This window comes from Pseudomonas sp. PICF6 (assembly GCF_009831705.1).
GTDB lineage: Bacteria > Pseudomonadota > Gammaproteobacteria > Pseudomonadales > Pseudomonadaceae > Aquipseudomonas > Aquipseudomonas rhizophila.
This window is the reverse complement of record NZ_WUUD01000016.1, coordinates 321540-339732: the sequence shown is the minus strand read 5'-3', so window position 1 is coordinate 339732 and position 18193 is coordinate 321540. Positions and strand designations below refer to the sequence as shown.

The window sequence follows — 18193 nt, the reverse complement described above, 5'->3', positions numbered from 1 at the left end:
AAACCGATCACAAATCCGCACACCAAACAAAATCCCGTTAGTCGCCACCCCCCGCCATGCATTAAAGTAACGCCCCCAGCCCCGACGTTATCCGAACGCCTGGGCCACCCTTTCCAGGAACAGTCACCGATGGAACATCGTGAAGCGCTGCTGGCGCTGCGAACCTTTCTTTCAACGCAGATCCTCGGCCAGGAAAAACTCATCGAGCGTCTGCTCATCGCCCTGCTCGCTGACGGCCACATGCTGGTGGAAGGCGCGCCGGGGCTGGCCAAGACCAAGGCCATCAAAGAGCTGGCCGAGGGCATTGAAGCGCAGTTCCATCGTATTCAGTTCACCCCCGATCTGCTGCCCGCCGACATTACCGGCACGGAAATCTACCGCCCGGAAACCGGCAGTTTCGTGTTCCAGCAGGGGCCGATCTTCCACAACCTGGTGCTGGCGGACGAAATCAACCGTGCCCCGGCCAAGGTCCAGTCGGCCTTGCTCGAAGCAATGGCCGAGCGCCAGGTCAGCGTCGGGCGCAGCACGTACGAGCTGTCGCCCCTGTTTTTGGTGATGGCCACGCAAAACCCGATCGAGCAGGAAGGCACCTACCCGCTGCCCGAGGCCCAGCTCGACCGCTTCCTGATGCACGTCAAGATCGGCTTCCCGGATGCCGCGGTGGAGCGTCGTATTCTGCAGCAGGCCCGAGGTGAAGCGCTGCACGGCGAAACCAAGCCCGAGCGCCGCGTGAGCCAGCAGGCTATTTTCTCCGCTCGCAAGGAGATCCTCGGGTTGTACATGGCCGACGCCGTGGAGGAATACCTGGTGCAACTGGTCATGGCCACCCGTACGCCGGCCAAGTTCGACCCGGAAATGGCCGAATGGATCGCCTACGGCGCCAGCCCGCGAGGCTCCATTGCCCTGGACCGCTGCGCCCGTGCCCACGCCTGGCTCGCCGGCCGCGACTTCGTCAGCCCCGAAGACATCCAGGCCGTGCTGTTCGACGTGCTGCGCCATCGCATCATCCTGTCGTTCGAAGCCGAAGCTGCCGGTATTGACCAGGACCGCGTCGTGCAGCGGATTCTCGACGTCGTCGCCGTCGCTTGAGTAGCCAGCCATGAACAACCCACTGGCGCCCGTACCGGGCATCCGCGTCAGCCTTTCGGAGCTGATCGAGATGCGCCATCGCGTGCGTGAAGTGCAGTTGTTCTCGACGCCAGGCCAACGTAGCCCACTGATCGGCCTGCACCACTCCAAACTGCGCGGGCGCGGCGTGGATTTCGATCAGGTGCGGGTCTATCAGGCCGGCGACGACGTACGCACCATTGACTGGCGCGTGACCGCTCGTACTCAGGAGCCCCACACCAAGCTGTTTCATGAGGAGCGGGAGCGGCCGATCTTCATCATGATCGAGCAAAGCCATCGGCTGTTCTTCGGCTCGGGGCTGATGTTCAAGTCGGTGCTCGCGGCCCAGGCCGCCAGCCTGATCGGCTGGGCCGCGCTGGGGCACAACGACCGGGTCGGCGGGCTGGTGTTCGGAGATAACACCCATTACGAGGTCAAGCCTCGGCGCAGCAAACAGAGCCTTCTGCAACTGCTGAACCGCCTGGTGCGGGTCAATCAATCGCTGCATACCGAGGGCGAAGCGGACCGCGATTCGTTCGGCAACGCCTTGCGCCGGGCCCGGGAAGTATTGCGCCCTGGCAGCCTGGTGATCGTGATTTGCGATGAGCGCGCGCTGTCCGACAGCGCCGAGCAACAGTTGAGCCTGCTGTCACGCCATTGCGACCTGTTGCTGTTGCCGCTTTCGGATCCGCTGGATCACGCCCTGCCCGCCGCCGGATTGCTGCGTTTCGCCCAGCGCGGCGCGCAGTTGGAACTCGACACCCTGAATTTCGAACTGCGCCAGACCTATCGCGCCCAGGCCGAGGCGCGCCAGGAGCGCTGGGAATTGCTGGCCCAGAAGCTGCGGATTCTGCTCATGCCCCTGAGCACCCAGGGCGACATGGTCGAACAGCTACGCGAATACCTGAACCCCAAGCGGTCGGGGAAAAGCCGATGAGCAGTCTCGATCAACTGCAGCCACTGATCACGCCGCCACCCATCGGCTTCTGGCCTCCCGCGCCAGGCTGGTGGCTGCTGCTGGTGGTATTGCCGTTGCTGGGGCTTGGACTGTGGCAATTGCGCCGGTTCCTTCCCGCCAAGCGCTCCACCGTGCGCGCCGAGCAACCCCTGGACCCTGCGCGCCTGGCCGCGCTGGCGGAACTCGCCCAACTGCCCAAACCCTACGATGGCGCCCCTGCCGGCGCCTGGCTGCAACAGCTCAACGGGCTGCTCAAGCGCCTGTGTCGCAACCACTATCCGTACAGCCAGAGCCACACCCTCAACGGACGTAAATGGCTGGCTTTCCTGGATAACCGCTGCCCGGCGGCAGGCCTGACCCGCTGGATGGTGCTGGTGGAAGGCGCCTACAAACCCGAATGCAAGCTCGATGACAAAGCCATTGCCGGCCTGACCCAAGCCGTCGAAATCTGGATTCGCAAACATGTTTGAGTTCGCCTGGCCGTGGATTTTCGCGCTGTTGCCGCTGCCCTGGCTGATGCGCCTGGTGCTGCCGGCGGCCGACAGTGGCGAGCCGGCCCTCAGGGTCAGTTTCCTGGGCGACCTCGAAGGTCTCGTGGGGCGCCGGGCCCGAAGCAATCTGCCGACCTGGCCTCAGCAGGCACCCTTCATCCTGCTCTGGCTGCTGTTGCTGATTGCCGCTGCCCGCCCGCAATGGTTGGGTGAGCCGTTGCCCATCGCCGCCAGCGGCCGGGACCTGTTGGTGGCGGTGGATGTCTCGGGGTCCATGGACTTTCCCGATATGCGCTGGCAAGACGAGGAAATCAGTCGCCTCGCGCTGGTCCAGCACCTGCTGGGAGATTTTCTCGAGAGCCGCGAAGGTGATCGGGTCGGCCTGATCCTGTTCGGCAGCCAGGCCTACCTCCAGGCACCGCTGACCTTCGACCGTCGCACCGTGCGGCTGTGGCTGGATGAAGCGCGCATCGGCATCGCCGGCAAGAACACCGCTATCGGCGACGCCATCGGCCTGGCGCTCAAGCGCCTGCGTCAACGTCCGGCAAACAGCCGCGTGCTGATCCTGGTGACCGATGGCGCCAACAACGGCGGGGAAATCGACCCGCTGACCGCCGCCCGGCTGGCCGCCGAAGAAGACGTGAAGATCTACCCGATCGGCATTGGCGCCGATCCGGAAGAAAGTGGCACAGCAGGGTTTGTCGGGGTCAACCCGAGCCTGGACCTCGACGAAGCGACACTCAGGGAAATTGCCCAAACCACGGGCGGCCAGTATTTCCGCGCCCAGGACGGCCAACAACTGTTGGCGATCAAGACCACCCTCGACCAGCTCGAACCGGTGACCCAACAGCCGACCCAGGCGCGCCCCGCCCAGGCACTTTACCAATGGCCCCTGGCCGTTGCGCTGCTGCTGAGCGTCTTGCTGGTAGCCCGGGAACGCTGGCCGGACAACCCTCTGCAGCGTCTGTTCACCCAGCCATTGTTCCAACCGGCAGAACATTCCGAGTGGCGCCGGCGACTCAAGCGCATGCGTCTGGGGAAACGCCGATGATCGCTCTCTGGCCACACTGGTTGCGTCCCTGGTTCCTATTGCTGCTGCCTTTGTTGGGGTGGCTGCTGTGGCACCTGTGGCACCGGCAGAAACGCGTGGGCCGCTGGCAAATGATTCTGCCGCCGGCGTTTCATGCCGTGCTGCTCAGTGGCGGCAACGGCCGCGAAAGCAAGCTCCCGTGGGTTGCCCTTGGCCTGGGCTGGCTGTTGGTGGTGCTTGCGCTGCTGGGCCCCAGTTGGGCACGGGTCGAACAGACCAGCCAAAAACCCGCCGATCCGCTGGTGGTGGTGCTGGAACTGACTCCGCAAATGCTCGCCGCCGACGTCCCGCCCACGCGTCTGGAGCAAGCCCGGCGCAAGGTGCTGGACTTGCTTCATAGCCGCAGCGACGCCCAGACCGCAATCATCGTCTATTCCGGCAGTGCCCATACGCTGGTGCCGCTGTCCGACGACCTGTCCACCAGCGCCAACCTCCTGGAAGCACTCACCCCCTCGATCATGCCCCAGAACGGCCATCGCGCCGACCTGGCGGTCAACAAGGCCATGGCCCTGCTGGATCAGAGCGGACTTGGTCACGGTCGGATCCTGCTGATAGGTTCATCGTTGAACGAACAGGAACGCGAGCATATCCGCCAGATCCTCGATGGATCTGCCACGCAATTGCTGATGCTGGGCATCGGAACACGCGAAGGCGCCCCGGTAACCCAGGAAGATGGCAGTTACCTCAAGGATGCCCAGGGCGCGATTCTGGTACCGCGCCTGGACAGCCCGAGCCTCAAGTCCTTCCTCAATGAGCTGGACGGCCGCTATCGCCCGGCGCGCCTGGACGATAGCGACCTGCGTGGCCTGGGGCTGCTGGACGGCCCTCGCCATTTGCGCAGCGACGGTCAGACGTTGCGCCTGGATACCTGGGCGGACCATGGCTACTGGCTGCTCCTGCCGCTGTTGTTGCTGGCCGCCTGCGCCGGACGGCGCGGCTGGCTGTTCTGCCTGCCGTGGGTGTTCATGGTGCCGCAAACCGGTCATGCCTTCGAACTCCAGGACCTGTGGCTGCGCCCCGATCAACAAGGCCAGCACCTGCTCAAGCAGAAGCGTCCGGCCGAGGCTGCCGTCCACTTCGAGGACCACCAATGGCAAGGTGTGGCCCTGTATGAAGCCGGTGCCTACAGCGAAGCCGCTCGCCGCTTTGCCGAGGGCAACGACGCCCGCGCCCACTACAATCGCGGCAACGCCCTGGCCAAAAGCGGCGAACTGGACGCCGCGCTGGATGCGTACGAGCAAGCCCTGGAATTGCAACCGGACCTGCGTCCCGCCCAAACCAACAAAGCGCTGGTGCAGAGCCTGCTCAAAGAGCAGACGGCAAAACCTGCCGAACCTGAGCCCAGTGAAAGTGAGCAGCCAGGGCCCGCCGAGCAAGCACCGAACGCCAATGCCCAGGCACAAAGTTCTGCGCCGGGACAGCCCTCCTCCGAAGCGACCGCGACACCGGAACAATCCCAGGGCCCCCAGGCAGCGCAACCGCCTGGTGCCCAGGATGTGCCGGGCAGCGAGTTGCCTGATGAGCGGACCACGACCCCACCACTGCGCCCCGGGGCCGGCCAGCGCAACGACGAAGAACAGCGCCAGGCACTGGAACAATGGCTGCGCCAGATCCCGGATAATCCGGGCGAACTGCTCAGACGTAAATTCTGGTATGAACAGCAAAGCCATCAGGCCCAGGGAAAAACCCCATGACCCGCTTCACCGCCTACCTCCTCGTGTTGCTGCTCTGGGCATCTGGAACCCAGGCCGTACAGTTGACTGCCAGTGTGGATCGCGGGCGCCTGAATTCCGGGGAGACCGTGGAACTGACCCTGGAGTCCAATGACGCCACACTGTTCGGCAAACCCGACCTGAGCCCGCTCCAGGCGCTGTTCGAAGTGCGCGGCACCCGCCAGGTCAACCAACTGACGACTCTTGATGGCGAGAATCGCGCCACCACCCGCTGGATCGTCACCCTGCTGCCGCGCCAAAGTGGCACCGTGGTCATTCCGCCCCTGCAATTGGGCGAAGTGACCAGCCAACCGATCACCCTGCAAGTGATCGAAAGCGAAACGCGCAATGAGCCGGGCAAACTGGCCCCGGTGTTCATCGAGGCCAGCCTCGACCAGACCGACGTCTATGTGCAGGCACAGGCGATCCTGACCTTACGCATCTACCATTCGGTGTCGCTGTACGACGACAGCAGCCTGACACCGCTGCACATTCCCGATGCCCGTACCGAGCAACTGGGCGAATCACGCACCTACGAAAAGGTCATCAACAACGTACGCCACGGCGTGATCGAACTGCGCTACGGCATCTACCCCCAACGCAGCGGCGAACTGATGATCCCGGCCCAGACCTTCAGCGCCACCCTGGTCGAGCCGGTGGCCCAGGGAACCGCGCCGTCGGGGCCCAAGCCCGGCCAGTTGATGCGGGTCAGCTCCGAGCAACTGCGCCTGACCGTCAACCCCAAGCCCGCCAGCTACCCGGCAGATGTGCCCTGGCTGCCGGCGCGCAGCCTTTCCTTGAGCGAGAGCTGGAGCCCGGAACCAACCCACAGCCAGGTGGGTGACTCCCTGACCCGCAGCCTGACCCTGGAAGCCGAGGGTCTGGCCAGCGCCCAGCTACCGCCCCTGCCAGCCACTGAAATCAGCGGCCTGCGGCGCTACCCCGACCAACCGGTACTCAGCAGTCGCAGCAGCGAGCGCGGTTTGGTGGGCAGCCGTGAAGACCGCGAGGCCCTGGTGCCCAACCGCAGCGGCACCATTGAATTGCCGCCGGTGGAAGTGGTTTGGTGGAACACCCGGGAAGACCACCTGGACCGCACCAGCCTTCCAGCGCGGACCCTGCAAGTGGCGAACAATCCGAGCCTGATGGTGGACACGCCAACAAGCACACCTCAGATTGTGACGATCGTCGACAGCGACACCTTGCGGTATTGGCAATTGAGCACTTTCATCCTGGCCTGCACCACGCTGCTGGGCTTGGGCCTGTGGTGGCGCGCCCGTTCGCAGCCGGCCATCCTGCGCGCGACCCAGGCCGGGCCGAGCCCGCGGACCTTGCTGGACGACCTCAAGCGTGCCTGCCTGGCCAACGACTCCCACGCTACACGCCAGGCGCTGGACGCCTGGGCTCGCCAGCAACCGGAAACCCTGGCCGACATGGCCGCGCGCTTCGTGCCACTGTCCGACGCCCTGGACGGCCTCAACGGCGCGCTCTACAGCGAAACGGGTCAATATTGGCAGGGCGAAGATCTGTGGCGAGCCATTCGTACCATTCCCGCTGCGGAAGGCTTCCAGGACCCGGCCGGCGACAGTGGCTTGCCACCGCTCTACCCCAAGTGATCCCTTTGCGGGACATAGCGCTTCTGTGGCTAGCCACAGGAGTGGTGCCAACTCATTTGGAGAAGTTGCCCGGTTTCTCTCCTCTGTTTCCCAGTAAACTCTCCATCTTTTAGCCGCCTCTCTTCCTGCGGCCATCATCTGTTTTCTGGAGTTCATCTTGCGTCTGTTCCACACCTCCGACTGGCACCTTGGGCAAAACCTGCACGGTCAGGAACGCGACTTCGAACACGCCTGTTTCCTTGACTGGCTGCTGCGTCAGTTGACCAGTGAAAAGCCCGACGTGCTGCTGATTGCCGGGGATATCTTCGACACGGTGAACCCGCCGGTCAAAGCCCAGGAGCGGCTGTACGACTTCATCGTCAGTGCCCATGAACAAAACGCCAATCTGACCATTGTGATGATCGCCGGCAACCACGACTCCGGTTCGCGTATCGAACTACCGGCGCCGCTGATGCGTCGGTTGCGCACCCATGCCCTGGGCCGGGTGTTGTGGCTGGACGACGGGCAATTGGACGTCGAGCGCTTGCTGCTGCCGTTGCCCGACGCCAAGGGCAAGGTCAAGGCCTGGTGCCTGGCCCTGCCATTCCTGCGGCCTGCCGAGGTGACAGGCGCACAACTGGGTGACGATTACCTGCGGGGCATCGGTCAGGTCCATGAATGGCTGATCGCCGCCGCCAACGACAAACGCAAGAAGGGCCAGGCACTGATCGCCATCAGCCACGCCCACATGGCCGGCGGCTCGGTGTCCGAGGATTCCGAGCGCAGCCTGATCATTGGCAACGCCGAGGCCCTGCCCGCCAGCCTGTTCGGCCCGAGCATCAGCTACGTCGCCCTCGGCCATTTGCACAAACCACAAAAGGTCAACGGCGAAGAGCGCATCCGCTACAGCGGCTCGCCGATTCCATTGTCATTTTCGGAAATCGGTTATCAGCATCAGATTCTCGATATCACCCTGGAAGGCGAAACCCTGGTCAAAGTCGAGCCACGGCTGATTCCCCGGGCCGTCAATCTGCAGCGCCTGGGCCCGGCACCCCTGGCCGATATTCTGGTGCAACTCAAGGACCTGCCGGACATCGACCTGTTGGCCGATGTCCAGCGCCAGCCCTGGCTGGAGGTGCGGGTGCGCCTCGATGAGCCGCAGCCTGACCTGCGCCATCAAGTGGAAACCGCCCTGCAAGGCAAAGCCGTGCGCCTGGTGCGGATCGCCGCCGAATACGCCGGCAACGGCGGCAGCACAAACGTCGATGACGGCGCCGCGTTGGTGGAACTGGATCAGTTGAGCCCGCAGGAATTGTTCAGCCGCGCCTGGCAGGACACCTACGGCAACGAAGTGGACGAACAGACCCTCAAGGATTTTGCCGTGCTGTTGCAAGACGTGCAGATGGAGGGCGAGCAGCCATGAAAATTCTCGCGATCCGTCTCAAGAACCTCGCGTCCCTGGCCGGGCCCTTCGAAATAGACTTCACCGCCGAACCGCTTGCCAGTGCAGGCCTGTTCGCCATCACCGGCCCCACAGGCGCCGGTAAAAGCACCCTGCTCGACGCGTTGTGCCTGGCGCTGTTCGGCGCCGTGCCGCGCCTCAACAACACCGGGCGCGACGCCAAGGTGCCGGACGCCGACGGCGAAATCGCTACGGGCGATCCGCGTACGCTGCTGCGCCGTGGTACTGGCGATGGTTACGCCGAAGTGGATTTTCGCGGCATCGACGGCCGTCGCTACCGGGCGCGCTGGGAAGCCAATCGCGCCCGGGAAAAGGCCGGTGGCAAGCTGCAAGCCAGCCGCCAGAGCCTGCGGGATCTGGACAACGATCAGTTGCTGGCGAGTCAGAAAGGCGAATACAAGGCCCAGCTCGAAGCCGCCCTGGGCTTGAACTTTGAACAGTTCACTCGTGCCGTGTTGCTGGCCCAAAGCGAGTTCAGCGCATTTCTCAAGGCCGACGACAACGACCGCAGCGAGCTGCTGGAAAAGCTCACTGATACGGCCCTGTATACCCGATTGGGCCGGCGCGCCTTCGACAAGGCCAAGCAAGCCAAAGAGTCCCACAAGCAATTGCAGGACCAGGCCACGGGCGTCACACCCCTGGCCCCAGAGGCCCGCGCCGAACTGGACCAGCGCTTCAACGAAGCCCAGCAACAGCTCAAGACCCAACAGGCGCAACTCAAGCAACTGGAGCAGCAACACACCTGGCTCAAGGAACTGCGCCAGTTGCAAGAGCAACGGGCCAGCGCCGCCGAGCAACTGCAACAGGCCCAAGCTGACTGGGACGCCCTGGCCGACGAACGCCTGAAGCTGACCCGCCTGGAACAACTCGCGCCGCAACGGCATCAGTTCATCCGCCAGACGGAACTGACCCGGCAGCTCGAACCCCTGGCGGTACAGGTTCAGCAGCTCAACCAGCAACAGATCGATCTGCATGAACGCCAGGCCGAGCTGGAGAAAGGCCTGGGCGTTGCGCAACTGGCGCTGACCGCAGCCCGACAACAAAGCACCGACAGCGCCCCCTTGCTGCGCCAGGCCTTTGAAGAACAAGGCACCCTCGCCCGCCTCGACAAGGAGGCTCGCCAAAGCGCCGAACGCCAGGAGCAGGCACAACACGCCTGTAGCGAAGGCCAGCGCACCATCGACACGCTGCTTGAGCAGCAAAAACAGGTGGCCGAGCGCTTGCAGCGAATCGCCGGGGAGCTTGAACAAAGCACTCACCTGGCGCCGTTGAGCGACGCCTGGCAGGCCTATCGTGATCGCCTCCAACAGCTGATGCTGATTGGCAATCGCCTGAACCAGGGTCAGGTTGAACTCGCCACCCTGGAGCAAAATGCCGCCCACGCCGCCGAGCACCTGGCAACCCACCGGCAAAACCTCGAAGTGCTCTACAAGGAAGCCGACGCCGAACCGCAAGCGGTGGCCGAGCAGATCCAGTTGCTCGCTAATCTGCTGCAAGACAATCGCAAGCAACTGCGTGCATTCGAGGATCTGACGCGGCTCTGGGCCAGCCAGCAAGAGCTGGACAAGCGAGGTGCCGAGCTTGAACAGCGCCAGCAACAGGCGTTGCAGGAACGCGACCGATTGGTACGCGAAGGCAGCGAAGCCAAGGCCGAACTGGCGATTGCCGAACAGACCCTGAGCGTCACCCGCCAACTGCTGGAGCGTCAGCGCCTGGCCCGCAGCGAAAGCGTCGAACAATTGCGTGAACAGCTCAAGGATGACCAGCCATGCCCGGTGTGTGGCAGCGTCGAGCATCCTTACCATCAGCCCGAAGCCTTGCTGCAAAACCTGGGGCGTTTTGATGAAACCGAAGAGGCCAATGCACGCAAAGCCGTCGAGTCGCTCCATGAAAAAGTCATCGACCTGCGCGCGCAATACAGCGGCGTCATCGCCCAGCTCAAAGAACTCAAGCAGCAACAGGAACAGCTCGCCAGCCAGCATCAAAGTCTGGCGCCCAGCCTTGAAGGCCATCCGCTCTCGGCGCAACTGCTGGCCCAGGATGCAGCCAAACGCGACGCCTGGCTGGACCAGCAAAGCAGTCAGCTCAACCTGCGTATCAGTCAGGACGAACAACGCCAGGCCGCCCTGCTGACGCTGCAACAGGACGCCGCGCGCCTGGCGCAGCAATTGCGCGAGGCTGAAATTGCGCATCAGCAGGCATCACTGCACCTGAACAACCAACAGCAGGAGCTGGCCCGGGATCGCCAGCGCCTGGACGAGGAACTGAGCCACTTCAGTACGTTGTTGCCGGCAGACACACTACAGGCCCTGCGCACCGAGCCGGCCGCGACCTTCATGCAGCTTGACCAGCAGATCGCTCAACGCCTGGCGCACCTGGAACAGCAACGCGACGAACTCAGCGAGCAGCTTCAGCGTCAGCAGGCCCTGGAGAAAGAGCAGGATCGCCAGCAAACCCGCCTCCAGCAGTTGGAGTTGGCGCAACGGCAACTGAGCGCCCTGACGGAACAACAGCAGGCCTGCCAGCAGCGGCTCAAGCAATTGCTGGGCGAACACACCAGCGCCGAACAGTGGCAGCAGCAACTCGACCAAGCCCTGGAACAGGCCCACAGCGCCGAAACGGCGGCCAATCAACAACTGCAAGCGCTACGCCACAACCGGGTGGAACTGGCCGCCGAACTCAAGGCCCGCCAGGAACAGGCCCAAGCGCTGGACACTGAACACACAGCCCTGGCCGCCGGCATCGCACAATGGCGCGCCAGCCACCCGGAACTGGATGATGCCTCTCTGGCCGCCTTGCTTGACCTGGACGAGCAAAGTGTCGGCCAACTGCGTCAGCAACTGCTCAACAGCGAAAAAGCCATTGAGCAAGCCCGCGTGTTGCTCACTGAGCGCGAGCAGCGCCTGCAACAGCATCAGGCCCAGCACAACGGCAACCTGGAATCTGAACAACTGGCCCAGGCCCTTACCGAACTTCAAAGCCAATTTACCGCCAGCGAGCAGCGTTGCGCCGAACTACGCGCCGAACAGGCCGAGGACCAGCGCAGGCAGAACGCTAACCAGGCCCTGGCCCAGCAGATCGAACAGGCTTATACCGAGTACCAACGCTGGGCACGGCTCGATGCGCTGATCGGTTCGGCCACCGGCGACCGCTTCCGCAAGCTGGCGCAGGCATACAACCTCGATTTGCTGGTGCATCACGCCAACGTGCAGCTACGACAACTGGTGCGCCGCTACCGGCTCAAACGCGGTGGCAGCATGTTGGGGCTTCTGGTGATGGACACAGAGATGGGCGATGAGCTGCGCTCGGTGCATTCGTTGTCCGGCGGTGAAACCTTCCTGGTTTCCCTGGCCTTGGCGCTGGGTCTGGCCTCGATGGCGTCCAGCACGCTGAAAATCGAATCGCTGTTCATTGACGAAGGCTTTGGCAGCCTGGACCCCGAATCGCTGCAACTGGCCATGGATGCTCTCGACGGTTTGCAAGCCCAGGGACGCAAGGTTGCGGTGATTTCCCACGTGCAGGAAATGCATGAGCGGATCCCGGTGCAGATCCAGGTTCGTCGTCAAGGGAATGGCTTGAGTACCGTGGAGGTGAAATGAGCCGCGCCACGCTCTACTCGTTCCGGCGTTGTCCCTACGCGATGCGAGCGCGCATGGCGTTGCGCTACAGCGCGGTCGATTTGAACATTGTCGAAGTCAGCCTCAAGGCCAAGCCGCCCGAAATGCTGGCGCTTTCCAGCAAGGGTACGGTGCCGGTGCTGCAGGTCGATGGCAAGGTGATTGATGAAAGCCTGGAGATCATGCACTGGGCTCTGGCGCAGCATGATCCGGATAATTGGAGATTGCTTGGCGACCTCGAAGGCCAGGCGTTGACGGCCGCGTTGATCGAGGAAAACGACCAGGTCTTCAAGCTTCATCTGAACCGCTACAAATACCCCGAGCGCCATCCCGAGTATCCATTGGAACATTATCGGGCCGAGGGCGAGGTCTTCTTGCGCAGGCTGGAAGCGTTGCTTGAAACCCGAGCATTTCTGGCAGCGGCTCACCAGAGCCAGGCCGACGTGGCGGTGATGCCGTTCGTACGGCAGTTTGCTCATGTCGACCGGGAATGGTTTGCCGCAGCGCCCTACCCTCGCCTACAGCGTTGGCTGCAAGGCTTGCTGGATTCCGAGTTGTTCGTGGCGATCATGGCCAAGCAATCACCCACCCGGTGAACAGCTTTTGTGGTTTGCTTCAGGCAGCCACGCTGCACATGCGCACCACTGCACAATCGACCTGAAAAGGCCCGAAGACGGCAACCCTGGGCTTGACCGGCGGATTCCCCACCAACGCCCCCAAAGCCTTGGCGGTCAGAATGTTGTGCGCGATGTTGTGGTTGCACTCGATGGTCCGCGCCAGAGATCCCGCCGAGGCTTGCCCCAGACCCAGCAATGAAAAACCATTGGTGATGAACGCCAGGAATGCGATCACCCAAAACTTGCTTCTGTTCATGCGCCGACCGCCCCTTTTGCGGCGCCATGCTCGAGCGCCGCGCGGGCAACCGGGGGACCATAATGAACAGAAGGCCGGGCAGCCTGGAGAGAGGTTTCGGCAGAGCCTTGGTATTGGGCACCGAGGCTGACCACCAACACCATCGCCACGTAAAGGCCGATGGCGATGTACGCGCCGTGTCTGGCAGAAGATAGGATTGTGCTGGCCATTGGGTTCTCCGTGGGCATGTTTCAGTGCCCACAGAATCAATCAACTAAACCGATTTTAATAGCGACCAGTACGCATAGTGTCTATCAGTTTTATTGATTACTAATCCAAACAGATCAGTCCCTAAGCAGGCTCAATAATCGCTCACGAGCAGCGTCCGGCTCGCCGGGGGTCGGCTGGGCGGCCGAAACAATGGGGGTGGAATAGAGAAACAGCAGCATCATTGCCAGACGCATCGCCATAGTGTCGATCTCTTGTTGGAGAAGGAGTCAATTTACTAGCGTCAAATTTAAACACATGGCCATGTGATATTACAGCGGGTTTTTCGTAGGAGCAGGCAAAGCCTGCGATTTTTTCTCTTTTTCAAAGATGAAAAGATCGCAGGCTTCAGTCTTCAGCGCGGTTCAGTGTTGGGTCTTGTGGTCCAGGGCGGCGTAGAAGTTGGCGCTCTGTTGCAGGTATTTTTCGGTATAGCTCTGGGTGCGATTTTTCTTGTCGCTGATTTCAATGTTGGCACTGGCTGGCAGCGCTACGGTGGCGGAGATAGCGGAAGCAGCGATCACGGAGAAGAGATTCAGATTCATGTCGATAGTCCTCGGATGAGTTGGCTTGCCTGCCCGGTTGGGCCGTGAAGCAAACTTACGCGCCGAGGCGTCTCGCTTTGAAATGCTTTGCAACACTAGCGAATATCAGTCTTGTTGATACAGCGACGCAGGCCCCGAAAATCGGGGCCTGCGCTTTACTGAGGGAGCATGAACTTCAAGTCGCTCGGCGCATCCATCGCCAGCTTTTGCACGGTTTTACCCAGCAGGCCGGTCTTGGGGTCACGCTCGAGAACCACGATCTGGTTGCTCTTCTGATTGGCGATCAGCAGGAATTTCCCGCTCGGATCGAGGCTGAATTCCCGCGGATGATCCCCCTCCACGGAGCGGCGCTGAAGCTCTGTCAGCGTGCCGGCAGTCGGGTCGATGGCGAACACCAGCACTTCGTTGGTGGTGCCACGATTGCTGACGTACAGGAACTTGCCATCCTTGGAGGCATGCAGCGCTGCCGCCGCCCTACCGGGCTGTGGTTTGCCCGCTGCCAGGTCGACCAGTTGCCGCTGGGTCAAACGCCCATCCTGATAATCGAACACCGCCACCTGGGCGCTCATTTCCATGGTCAGCCACGCATGCTTGCCGTCGGCGCTGAACAGCAAATGACGCGGGCCGCTGCCGGGCGGCAACTGCACGAAGGCCGGATCGGCGGCGGTCAGTGGCAGTTCGGGGTTGGCCTTGGGGTCGTGGCGGTAGATGAACACCTTGTCCGCCCCCAGGTCGCTGGCGAACACGTACTTGCCATCGGGCGAAGACACGGCCGAGTGCACATGGGCGGACATCTGCCGCTCGGGATTGATCCGACTCGGTTGATGGCTGCTCAGTTGCACCACCGGCGACAGCTTACCGTCGGTTCCCACCGGCAACACCGCCAGGGTGCCTCCCGGGTCTTCCACCACCGAATAGTTGCTGACCAGCAAATGTCGACCATCGCCACTGAGGCTCGAATGAGTCGGTTCGTTGCCCAATGACTGCACCTGACTGATCAGGCTCAGCTCATGGGTCTTCGGGTCAATGGCGTAGCTGCTGACCTTGCCCACCGGGTCTTTTTGCCCCGGCCCGTTTTCATTCACCACGAACAGCCGGCTCATGTCCCTGGAAAGGGTCAGCCACGATGGGTTGTCGGTCTTGATCACTTGCAACGGCTGGGCATCGAGCTGGCCGTTGCGGCTGTCGAATTGCAGGCGGTAGATGCCCTGGCTCTGGCCGGCGGTATAGGAACCCACCAACAGTTGATGGCGCTCATCGGTCTCTGCCTGGACGCCCATGGCACCCACGCTACCGGCCATCAACAAGGGCCAGAAACTACGCATCCTCATGTGTGTCTTCCTCATCGTCGTGGCCGCTGGTCGCTTCCACGCACTCCAAGTGGTGGTCGCCCGAATCGCTGGTGATGATCCAGTGTTTCTTGACCACGTCGAACGTCGCGGCCTCCATCTGCGCAGGCGTGAAGCGCCAATGCTCGAGAGTGCGACCGTTCATGCACTCGACGTGCAACTGGTCTTGTTCGTCGAGGGAAAAATCGAATGCGTGCAGCCCGTCGATGATCAGCATGTCGCAGGTTTCGAGGGCGTGCAGCAGGGTGTCGGTCAAGGCAGTCATGGCGATCAGTCGGTCGTTGGGAAAGTGCTCATGATAACCCAATGTGGGAGTGGGCCTTGGGCCAAAAGGTTCGAAAGCACGGTCAACTGCCAGATCGCCATCGCGAGCAGGCTCGCTCCCACAATTGGATTTGCAGCGAACACACATCTTGTATTCACCACCCATCCACTGTGGGAGCGAGCCCGCTCGCGATAGCGGCAACCCATTGAACTTCAATGCAACTGCCTGACTGCGATCAGAGCGCCTCGCGCCCCGGCACCCCATCGACCAATCGCTGGATGCCCAGCGGATTGGCGTTTTTCAAAGGCTCGGGCAACAGGCTGTCGGGGTAGTTCTGGAAGCACACCGGGCGCAGGAAACGATCGATCGCCAGCGTACCCACCGAAGTCCCACGGGCATCGGACGTCGCCGGGTAAGGCCCGCCATGGACCATCGAGTCGCAAACCTCGACGCCGGTTGGATAACCGTTGAGCAGGATGCGACCGACTTTTTGCTCCAGCAACGGAGTCAATTCGCTGAACTGCTCGAAATCCGCTGGCTCCCCGATCATGGTTGCAGTCAACTGACCGTGCAGGCCGTTCAGCGCGGCAGTGAGCTCGGCTGGGTCCGCCACTTCGACAAACACCGTGGTCGGGCCGAACACTTCTTCTTGCAGCGCCTCGTCACCGTTGATCAACAAGCTGGCGTCAGCCTTGAACAACTGCGGCTGGGCCTGGTTGCCCTGTTGCGCACGTCCGGCCAGATGTTCGATGCCCGGGTGAGCCAGCAACTTCTGCAGGCCCTTGCCGTAGCTTTGCAGCGTGCCGGCGTTGAGCATGGTTTGCGGGGCCTGATCGCCGATCAGCGCGGCCACTTGTTGGGTGAAGGCGCTGAATTGCGGCGAGCGGATGCCGATCACCAGGCCGGGATTGGTGCAGAACTGACCACAGCCCTGTACCACCGAGGCGGTCAAATCGCGGGCGACGCTGTCGGCACGCTTTTCCAACGCTTGCGGCAACACGATCACCGGGTTGATGCTCGACATCTCGGCGAATACCGGGATCGGCTGGGGCCGCGCGGCGGCCATGTCGCACAGGGCGCGGCCGCCCTTGAGGGAACCGGTGAAGCCTACCGCCTGGATCGCCGGATGCTTGACCAGCCATTCGCCAACACCACCGCCGTAGATCATGTTGAATACGCCGGCGGGCATCGAGGTTTTTTCAGCCGCGCGGATAATCGCATCAGCCACCCATTCGGCCGTTGCCATGTGGCCGCTGTGGGCCTTGAACACCACCGGGCAACCCGCGGCCAGGGCCGACGCGGTGTCGCCACCCGCTGTAGAAAATGCCAGAGGAAAGTTACTGGCGCCAAACACCGCAACCGGCCCCAGGCCGATGCGGTACTGACGCAAGTCCGGACGCGGCAACGGCGTGCGTTCCGGTAAGGCCCGGTCGATGCGCGCGCCGTAGAAATCGCCGCGACGCAGGACCTTGGCGAACAGACGCATCTGGCCGCTGGTGCGACCGCGCTCACCCTGGATCCGCGCCGCCGGCAAGGCGGTTTCCCGGCAGACCACGGCCACGAACTCATCGCCCAAGCCATCCAGCTCATCGGCAATGGCTTCGAGGAACTCGGCCCGGCGCACTGCGCTCAAGCTGCGGTAGGCCGGATAAGCGGCAGCCGCAGCCTTGGCGGCAGCGTCAACTTCTTCGGCCGTCGCCTGGACGAACTCATGGGGCAAGGCTTCGCCGCTGCTGGCGTCAAGGCTCTGCAAGCGTGTCTGGCCGGCCGCGCTGCGCGCGCCACCAATGTAGTTGTGGCCAAGGATCTGGTTCATCGAAAGTCTCCTTTAAAGTGTGCCGATAGTACCCGGGTTGAACACCGCGTCCACCGGGGCAATGCCGTTGACCAGCGGTGCGCCGAATTCGGTCTGGCTGATTTCGAACACATCCCCCGGTTGCGTGCGGATGCCGTCGGCGAACGACAGGGTCGCGGTGCCGAAAAAATGCACGTGCACGTCACCCGGACGCAGGAACTGACTGTACTTGAAATGGTGGAACTCAAGGTTTTCGAGGCTGTGACACATGTTCGCCTCGCCACTGAGAAACTCGTTCTGCCACAGCACCTGGCCATTGCGCAGGATACGACTGGTCCCGGAAAGATGTTGAGGCAGTTCACCCAGGCGAAGTTCCGGGCCAAAGCTGCAGCTGCGCAATTTCGAATGGGCCAGGTACAGGTAATTCTTGCGCTCCATCACATGATCGGAAAACTCGTTACCCACCGCAAAGCCCAGTCTGTATGGCTTAGCGTCGTGGCCGATGACATACAGTCCGCTGATTTCCGGCTCTTCGCCGGCATCTTCGGCAAACGGCGGCAGCGGGAACGGATGGCCCGGACGGACCACGATGCTGCCGTCGCCCTTGTAGAACCACTCCGGTTGCACACCGGCCTGTCCGCTCTGAGGCTTACCGCCCTCCACGCCCCACTTGAAGATGCGCATGGTGTCGGTCATGGCTGTTTCGTCGCCGGCCTGCTGATGCATCTTGTCCCGGGCCGAAGCACTGCCCAGATGGGTCAGGCCGGTGCCGCTGACCAGCAGGTGCGCCGGGTCCGGGTGGTCCAGCGGAGGCAGAATGCGCAGTTCACTGAGTAACTGCGGGTAATCATGGGCGGTTCCCAGGCCCAGGCTGTTGACCTGCTGCTCAAGCTTCACACCCGCCTCGATGGCCGCCAGAGCCAGGTCGCGCACGGTCCGGGCGCCCTGGACTTCGCGCACTTGCTCGCCATCGACCACGCCGACGCGGCGTTCGCCGTTATTCAATTCGAACTGAACTAAACGCATATTTTTCTCCCTGCAAACAAAGCTTGAATAACACGCTGATCCCTGTGGGAGCGAGCCTGCTC

General features: G+C 62.6%; 17 protein-coding genes. 9 read left to right on the top strand and 8 right to left on the bottom strand.

The window, feature by feature from the left end; translation table 11 throughout:
• The first annotated feature begins 129 nt into the window (after positions 1-129).
• From GSM73_RS09295 to GSM73_RS09255, 9 genes are all read left to right on the top strand, one after another.
• Positions 130-1089 (top strand): MoxR family ATPase, encoded by a 960-nt coding sequence (locus GSM73_RS09295; protein WP_047225799.1) that lies wholly within the window; start codon positions 130-132, stop codon positions 1087-1089.
• Positions 1090-1099: 10 nt separating this feature from the next.
• A complete protein-coding gene (locus GSM73_RS09290) occupies positions 1100-2044 on the top strand; it encodes a DUF58 domain-containing protein (RefSeq protein WP_047225798.1) in 945 nt (314 codons plus the stop codon).
• Positions 2041-2535, top strand: a complete 495-nt coding sequence (locus GSM73_RS09285; RefSeq protein ID WP_047225797.1) for a DUF4381 domain-containing protein — start codon at positions 2041-2043, stop codon at positions 2533-2535. The genes GSM73_RS09290 and GSM73_RS09285 overlap by 4 nt, the downstream gene beginning before the upstream one ends.
• Positions 2528-3607: a VWA domain-containing protein gene (locus GSM73_RS09280; RefSeq protein WP_160892267.1), complete on the top strand. Its 1080-nt coding sequence runs from the start codon at positions 2528-2530 to the stop codon at positions 3605-3607. The genes GSM73_RS09285 and GSM73_RS09280 overlap by 8 nt, the downstream gene beginning before the upstream one ends.
• On the top strand, positions 3604-5340 hold the full coding sequence (locus GSM73_RS09275) for a VWA domain-containing protein (RefSeq protein WP_160892265.1): 1737 nt from the start codon (positions 3604-3606) through the stop codon (positions 5338-5340). The genes GSM73_RS09280 and GSM73_RS09275 overlap by 4 nt, the downstream gene beginning before the upstream one ends.
• The gene (locus GSM73_RS09270) at positions 5337-6974 is read left to right on the top strand and encodes a BatD family protein (RefSeq protein WP_047225794.1); all 1638 of its coding nucleotides are present in this window, start codon (positions 5337-5339) and stop codon (positions 6972-6974) included. Before GSM73_RS09275 ends, GSM73_RS09270 begins: the two co-directional genes overlap by 4 nt.
• Positions 6975-7131: 157 nt before the next feature.
• Complete coding sequence (locus GSM73_RS09265; protein WP_047225793.1) at positions 7132-8376, top strand: exonuclease SbcCD subunit D C-terminal domain-containing protein; 1245 nt, start codon at positions 7132-7134, stop codon at positions 8374-8376.
• A complete protein-coding gene (locus GSM73_RS09260) occupies positions 8373-12014 on the top strand; it encodes an AAA family ATPase (RefSeq protein ID WP_160892263.1) in 3642 nt (1213 codons plus the stop codon). The genes GSM73_RS09265 and GSM73_RS09260 overlap by 4 nt, the downstream gene beginning before the upstream one ends.
• Positions 12011-12628 carry a glutathione S-transferase gene (locus GSM73_RS09255; RefSeq protein WP_160892261.1) on the top strand — a complete coding sequence of 206 codons (618 nt, stop codon included), beginning with the start codon at positions 12011-12013 and terminating at the stop codon, positions 12626-12628. Before GSM73_RS09260 ends, GSM73_RS09255 begins: the two co-directional genes overlap by 4 nt.
• A 19-nt stretch (positions 12629-12647) precedes the next feature.
• Here GSM73_RS09255 and GSM73_RS09250 read toward each other — a convergent pair whose 3' ends face one another.
• From GSM73_RS09250 to araD1, 8 genes are all read right to left on the bottom strand, one after another.
• Positions 12648-12905: a hypothetical protein gene (locus GSM73_RS09250; protein ID WP_160892259.1), complete on the bottom strand. Its 258-nt coding sequence runs from the start codon at positions 12903-12905 to the stop codon at positions 12648-12650.
• Positions 12902-13114, bottom strand: coding sequence for a hypothetical protein (locus tag GSM73_RS26400; protein ID WP_178129667.1), 213 nt, complete (start codon positions 13112-13114; stop codon positions 12902-12904). The genes GSM73_RS09250 and GSM73_RS26400 overlap by 4 nt, the downstream gene beginning before the upstream one ends.
• Before the next feature lie 114 nt (positions 13115-13228).
• Positions 13229-13354, bottom strand: a complete 126-nt coding sequence (locus GSM73_RS27130; RefSeq protein ID WP_256676792.1) for a hypothetical protein — start codon at positions 13352-13354, stop codon at positions 13229-13231.
• 162 nt (positions 13355-13516) lie between these two features.
• On the bottom strand, positions 13517-13696 hold the full coding sequence (locus GSM73_RS09245; RefSeq protein WP_047225788.1) for a hypothetical protein: 180 nt from the start codon (positions 13694-13696) through the stop codon (positions 13517-13519).
• 155 nt (positions 13697-13851) lie between these two features.
• Positions 13852-15027: a lactonase family protein gene (locus GSM73_RS09240; RefSeq protein ID WP_107322366.1), complete on the bottom strand. Its 1176-nt coding sequence runs from the start codon at positions 15025-15027 to the stop codon at positions 13852-13854.
• Positions 15014-15310, bottom strand: coding sequence for a DUF5629 family protein (locus tag GSM73_RS09235; RefSeq protein WP_173406906.1), 297 nt, complete (start codon positions 15308-15310; stop codon positions 15014-15016). The genes GSM73_RS09240 and GSM73_RS09235 overlap by 14 nt, the downstream gene beginning before the upstream one ends.
• Positions 15311-15545: 235 nt before the next feature.
• On the bottom strand, positions 15546-17126 hold the full coding sequence (locus GSM73_RS09230; RefSeq protein ID WP_047225786.1) for an aldehyde dehydrogenase (NADP(+)): 1581 nt from the start codon (positions 17124-17126) through the stop codon (positions 15546-15548).
• A gap of 12 nt (positions 17127-17138) precedes the next feature.
• Positions 17139-18131 carry an AraD1 family protein gene (gene araD1, locus GSM73_RS09225; RefSeq protein ID WP_160892257.1) on the bottom strand — a complete coding sequence of 331 codons (993 nt, stop codon included), beginning with the start codon at positions 18129-18131 and terminating at the stop codon, positions 17139-17141.
• Positions 18132-18193: the final 62 nt, after the last annotated feature.

Bases quoted from the DNA above. Each gene is read 5' to 3' on its own strand.
- GSM73_RS09280 (WP_160892267.1), top strand. From the start codon at position 2,528: ATGTTTGAGTTCGCCTGGCCGTGGATTTTCGCGCTGTTGCCGCTGCCC.
- GSM73_RS09275 (WP_160892265.1), top strand. From the start codon at position 3,604: ATGATCGCTCTCTGGCCACACTGGTTGCGTCCCTGGTTCCTATTGCTG.
- GSM73_RS26400 (WP_178129667.1), bottom strand. From the start codon at position 13,114: ATGGCCAGCACAATCCTATCTTCTGCCAGACACGGCGCGTACATCGCC.
- GSM73_RS09245 (WP_047225788.1), bottom strand. From the start codon at position 13,696: ATGAATCTGAATCTCTTCTCCGTGATCGCTGCTTCCGCTATCTCCGCC.
- araD1 (WP_160892257.1), bottom strand. From the start codon at position 18,131: ATGCGTTTAGTTCAGTTCGAATTGAATAACGGCGAACGCCGCGTCGGC.
- GSM73_RS09255 (WP_160892261.1), top strand. From the start codon at position 12,011: ATGAGCCGCGCCACGCTCTACTCGTTCCGGCGTTGTCCCTACGCGATG.
- GSM73_RS09240 (WP_107322366.1), bottom strand. From the start codon at position 15,027: ATGAGGATGCGTAGTTTCTGGCCCTTGTTGATGGCCGGTAGCGTGGGT.
- GSM73_RS09260 (WP_160892263.1), top strand. From the start codon at position 8,373: ATGAAAATTCTCGCGATCCGTCTCAAGAACCTCGCGTCCCTGGCCGGG.
- GSM73_RS09230 (WP_047225786.1), bottom strand. From the start codon at position 17,126: ATGAACCAGATCCTTGGCCACAACTACATTGGTGGCGCGCGCAGCGCG.
- GSM73_RS09290 (WP_047225798.1), top strand. From the start codon at position 1,100: ATGAACAACCCACTGGCGCCCGTACCGGGCATCCGCGTCAGCCTTTCG.
- GSM73_RS09235 (WP_173406906.1), bottom strand. From the start codon at position 15,310: ATGACTGCCTTGACCGACACCCTGCTGCACGCCCTCGAAACCTGCGAC.
- GSM73_RS27130 (WP_256676792.1), bottom strand. From the start codon at position 13,354: ATGGCGATGCGTCTGGCAATGATGCTGCTGTTTCTCTATTCCACCCCC.
- GSM73_RS09270 (WP_047225794.1), top strand. From the start codon at position 5,337: ATGACCCGCTTCACCGCCTACCTCCTCGTGTTGCTGCTCTGGGCATCT.
- GSM73_RS09295 (WP_047225799.1), top strand. From the start codon at position 130: ATGGAACATCGTGAAGCGCTGCTGGCGCTGCGAACCTTTCTTTCAACG.
- GSM73_RS09250 (WP_160892259.1), bottom strand. From the start codon at position 12,905: ATGAACAGAAGCAAGTTTTGGGTGATCGCATTCCTGGCGTTCATCACC.
- GSM73_RS09285 (WP_047225797.1), top strand. From the start codon at position 2,041: ATGAGCAGTCTCGATCAACTGCAGCCACTGATCACGCCGCCACCCATC.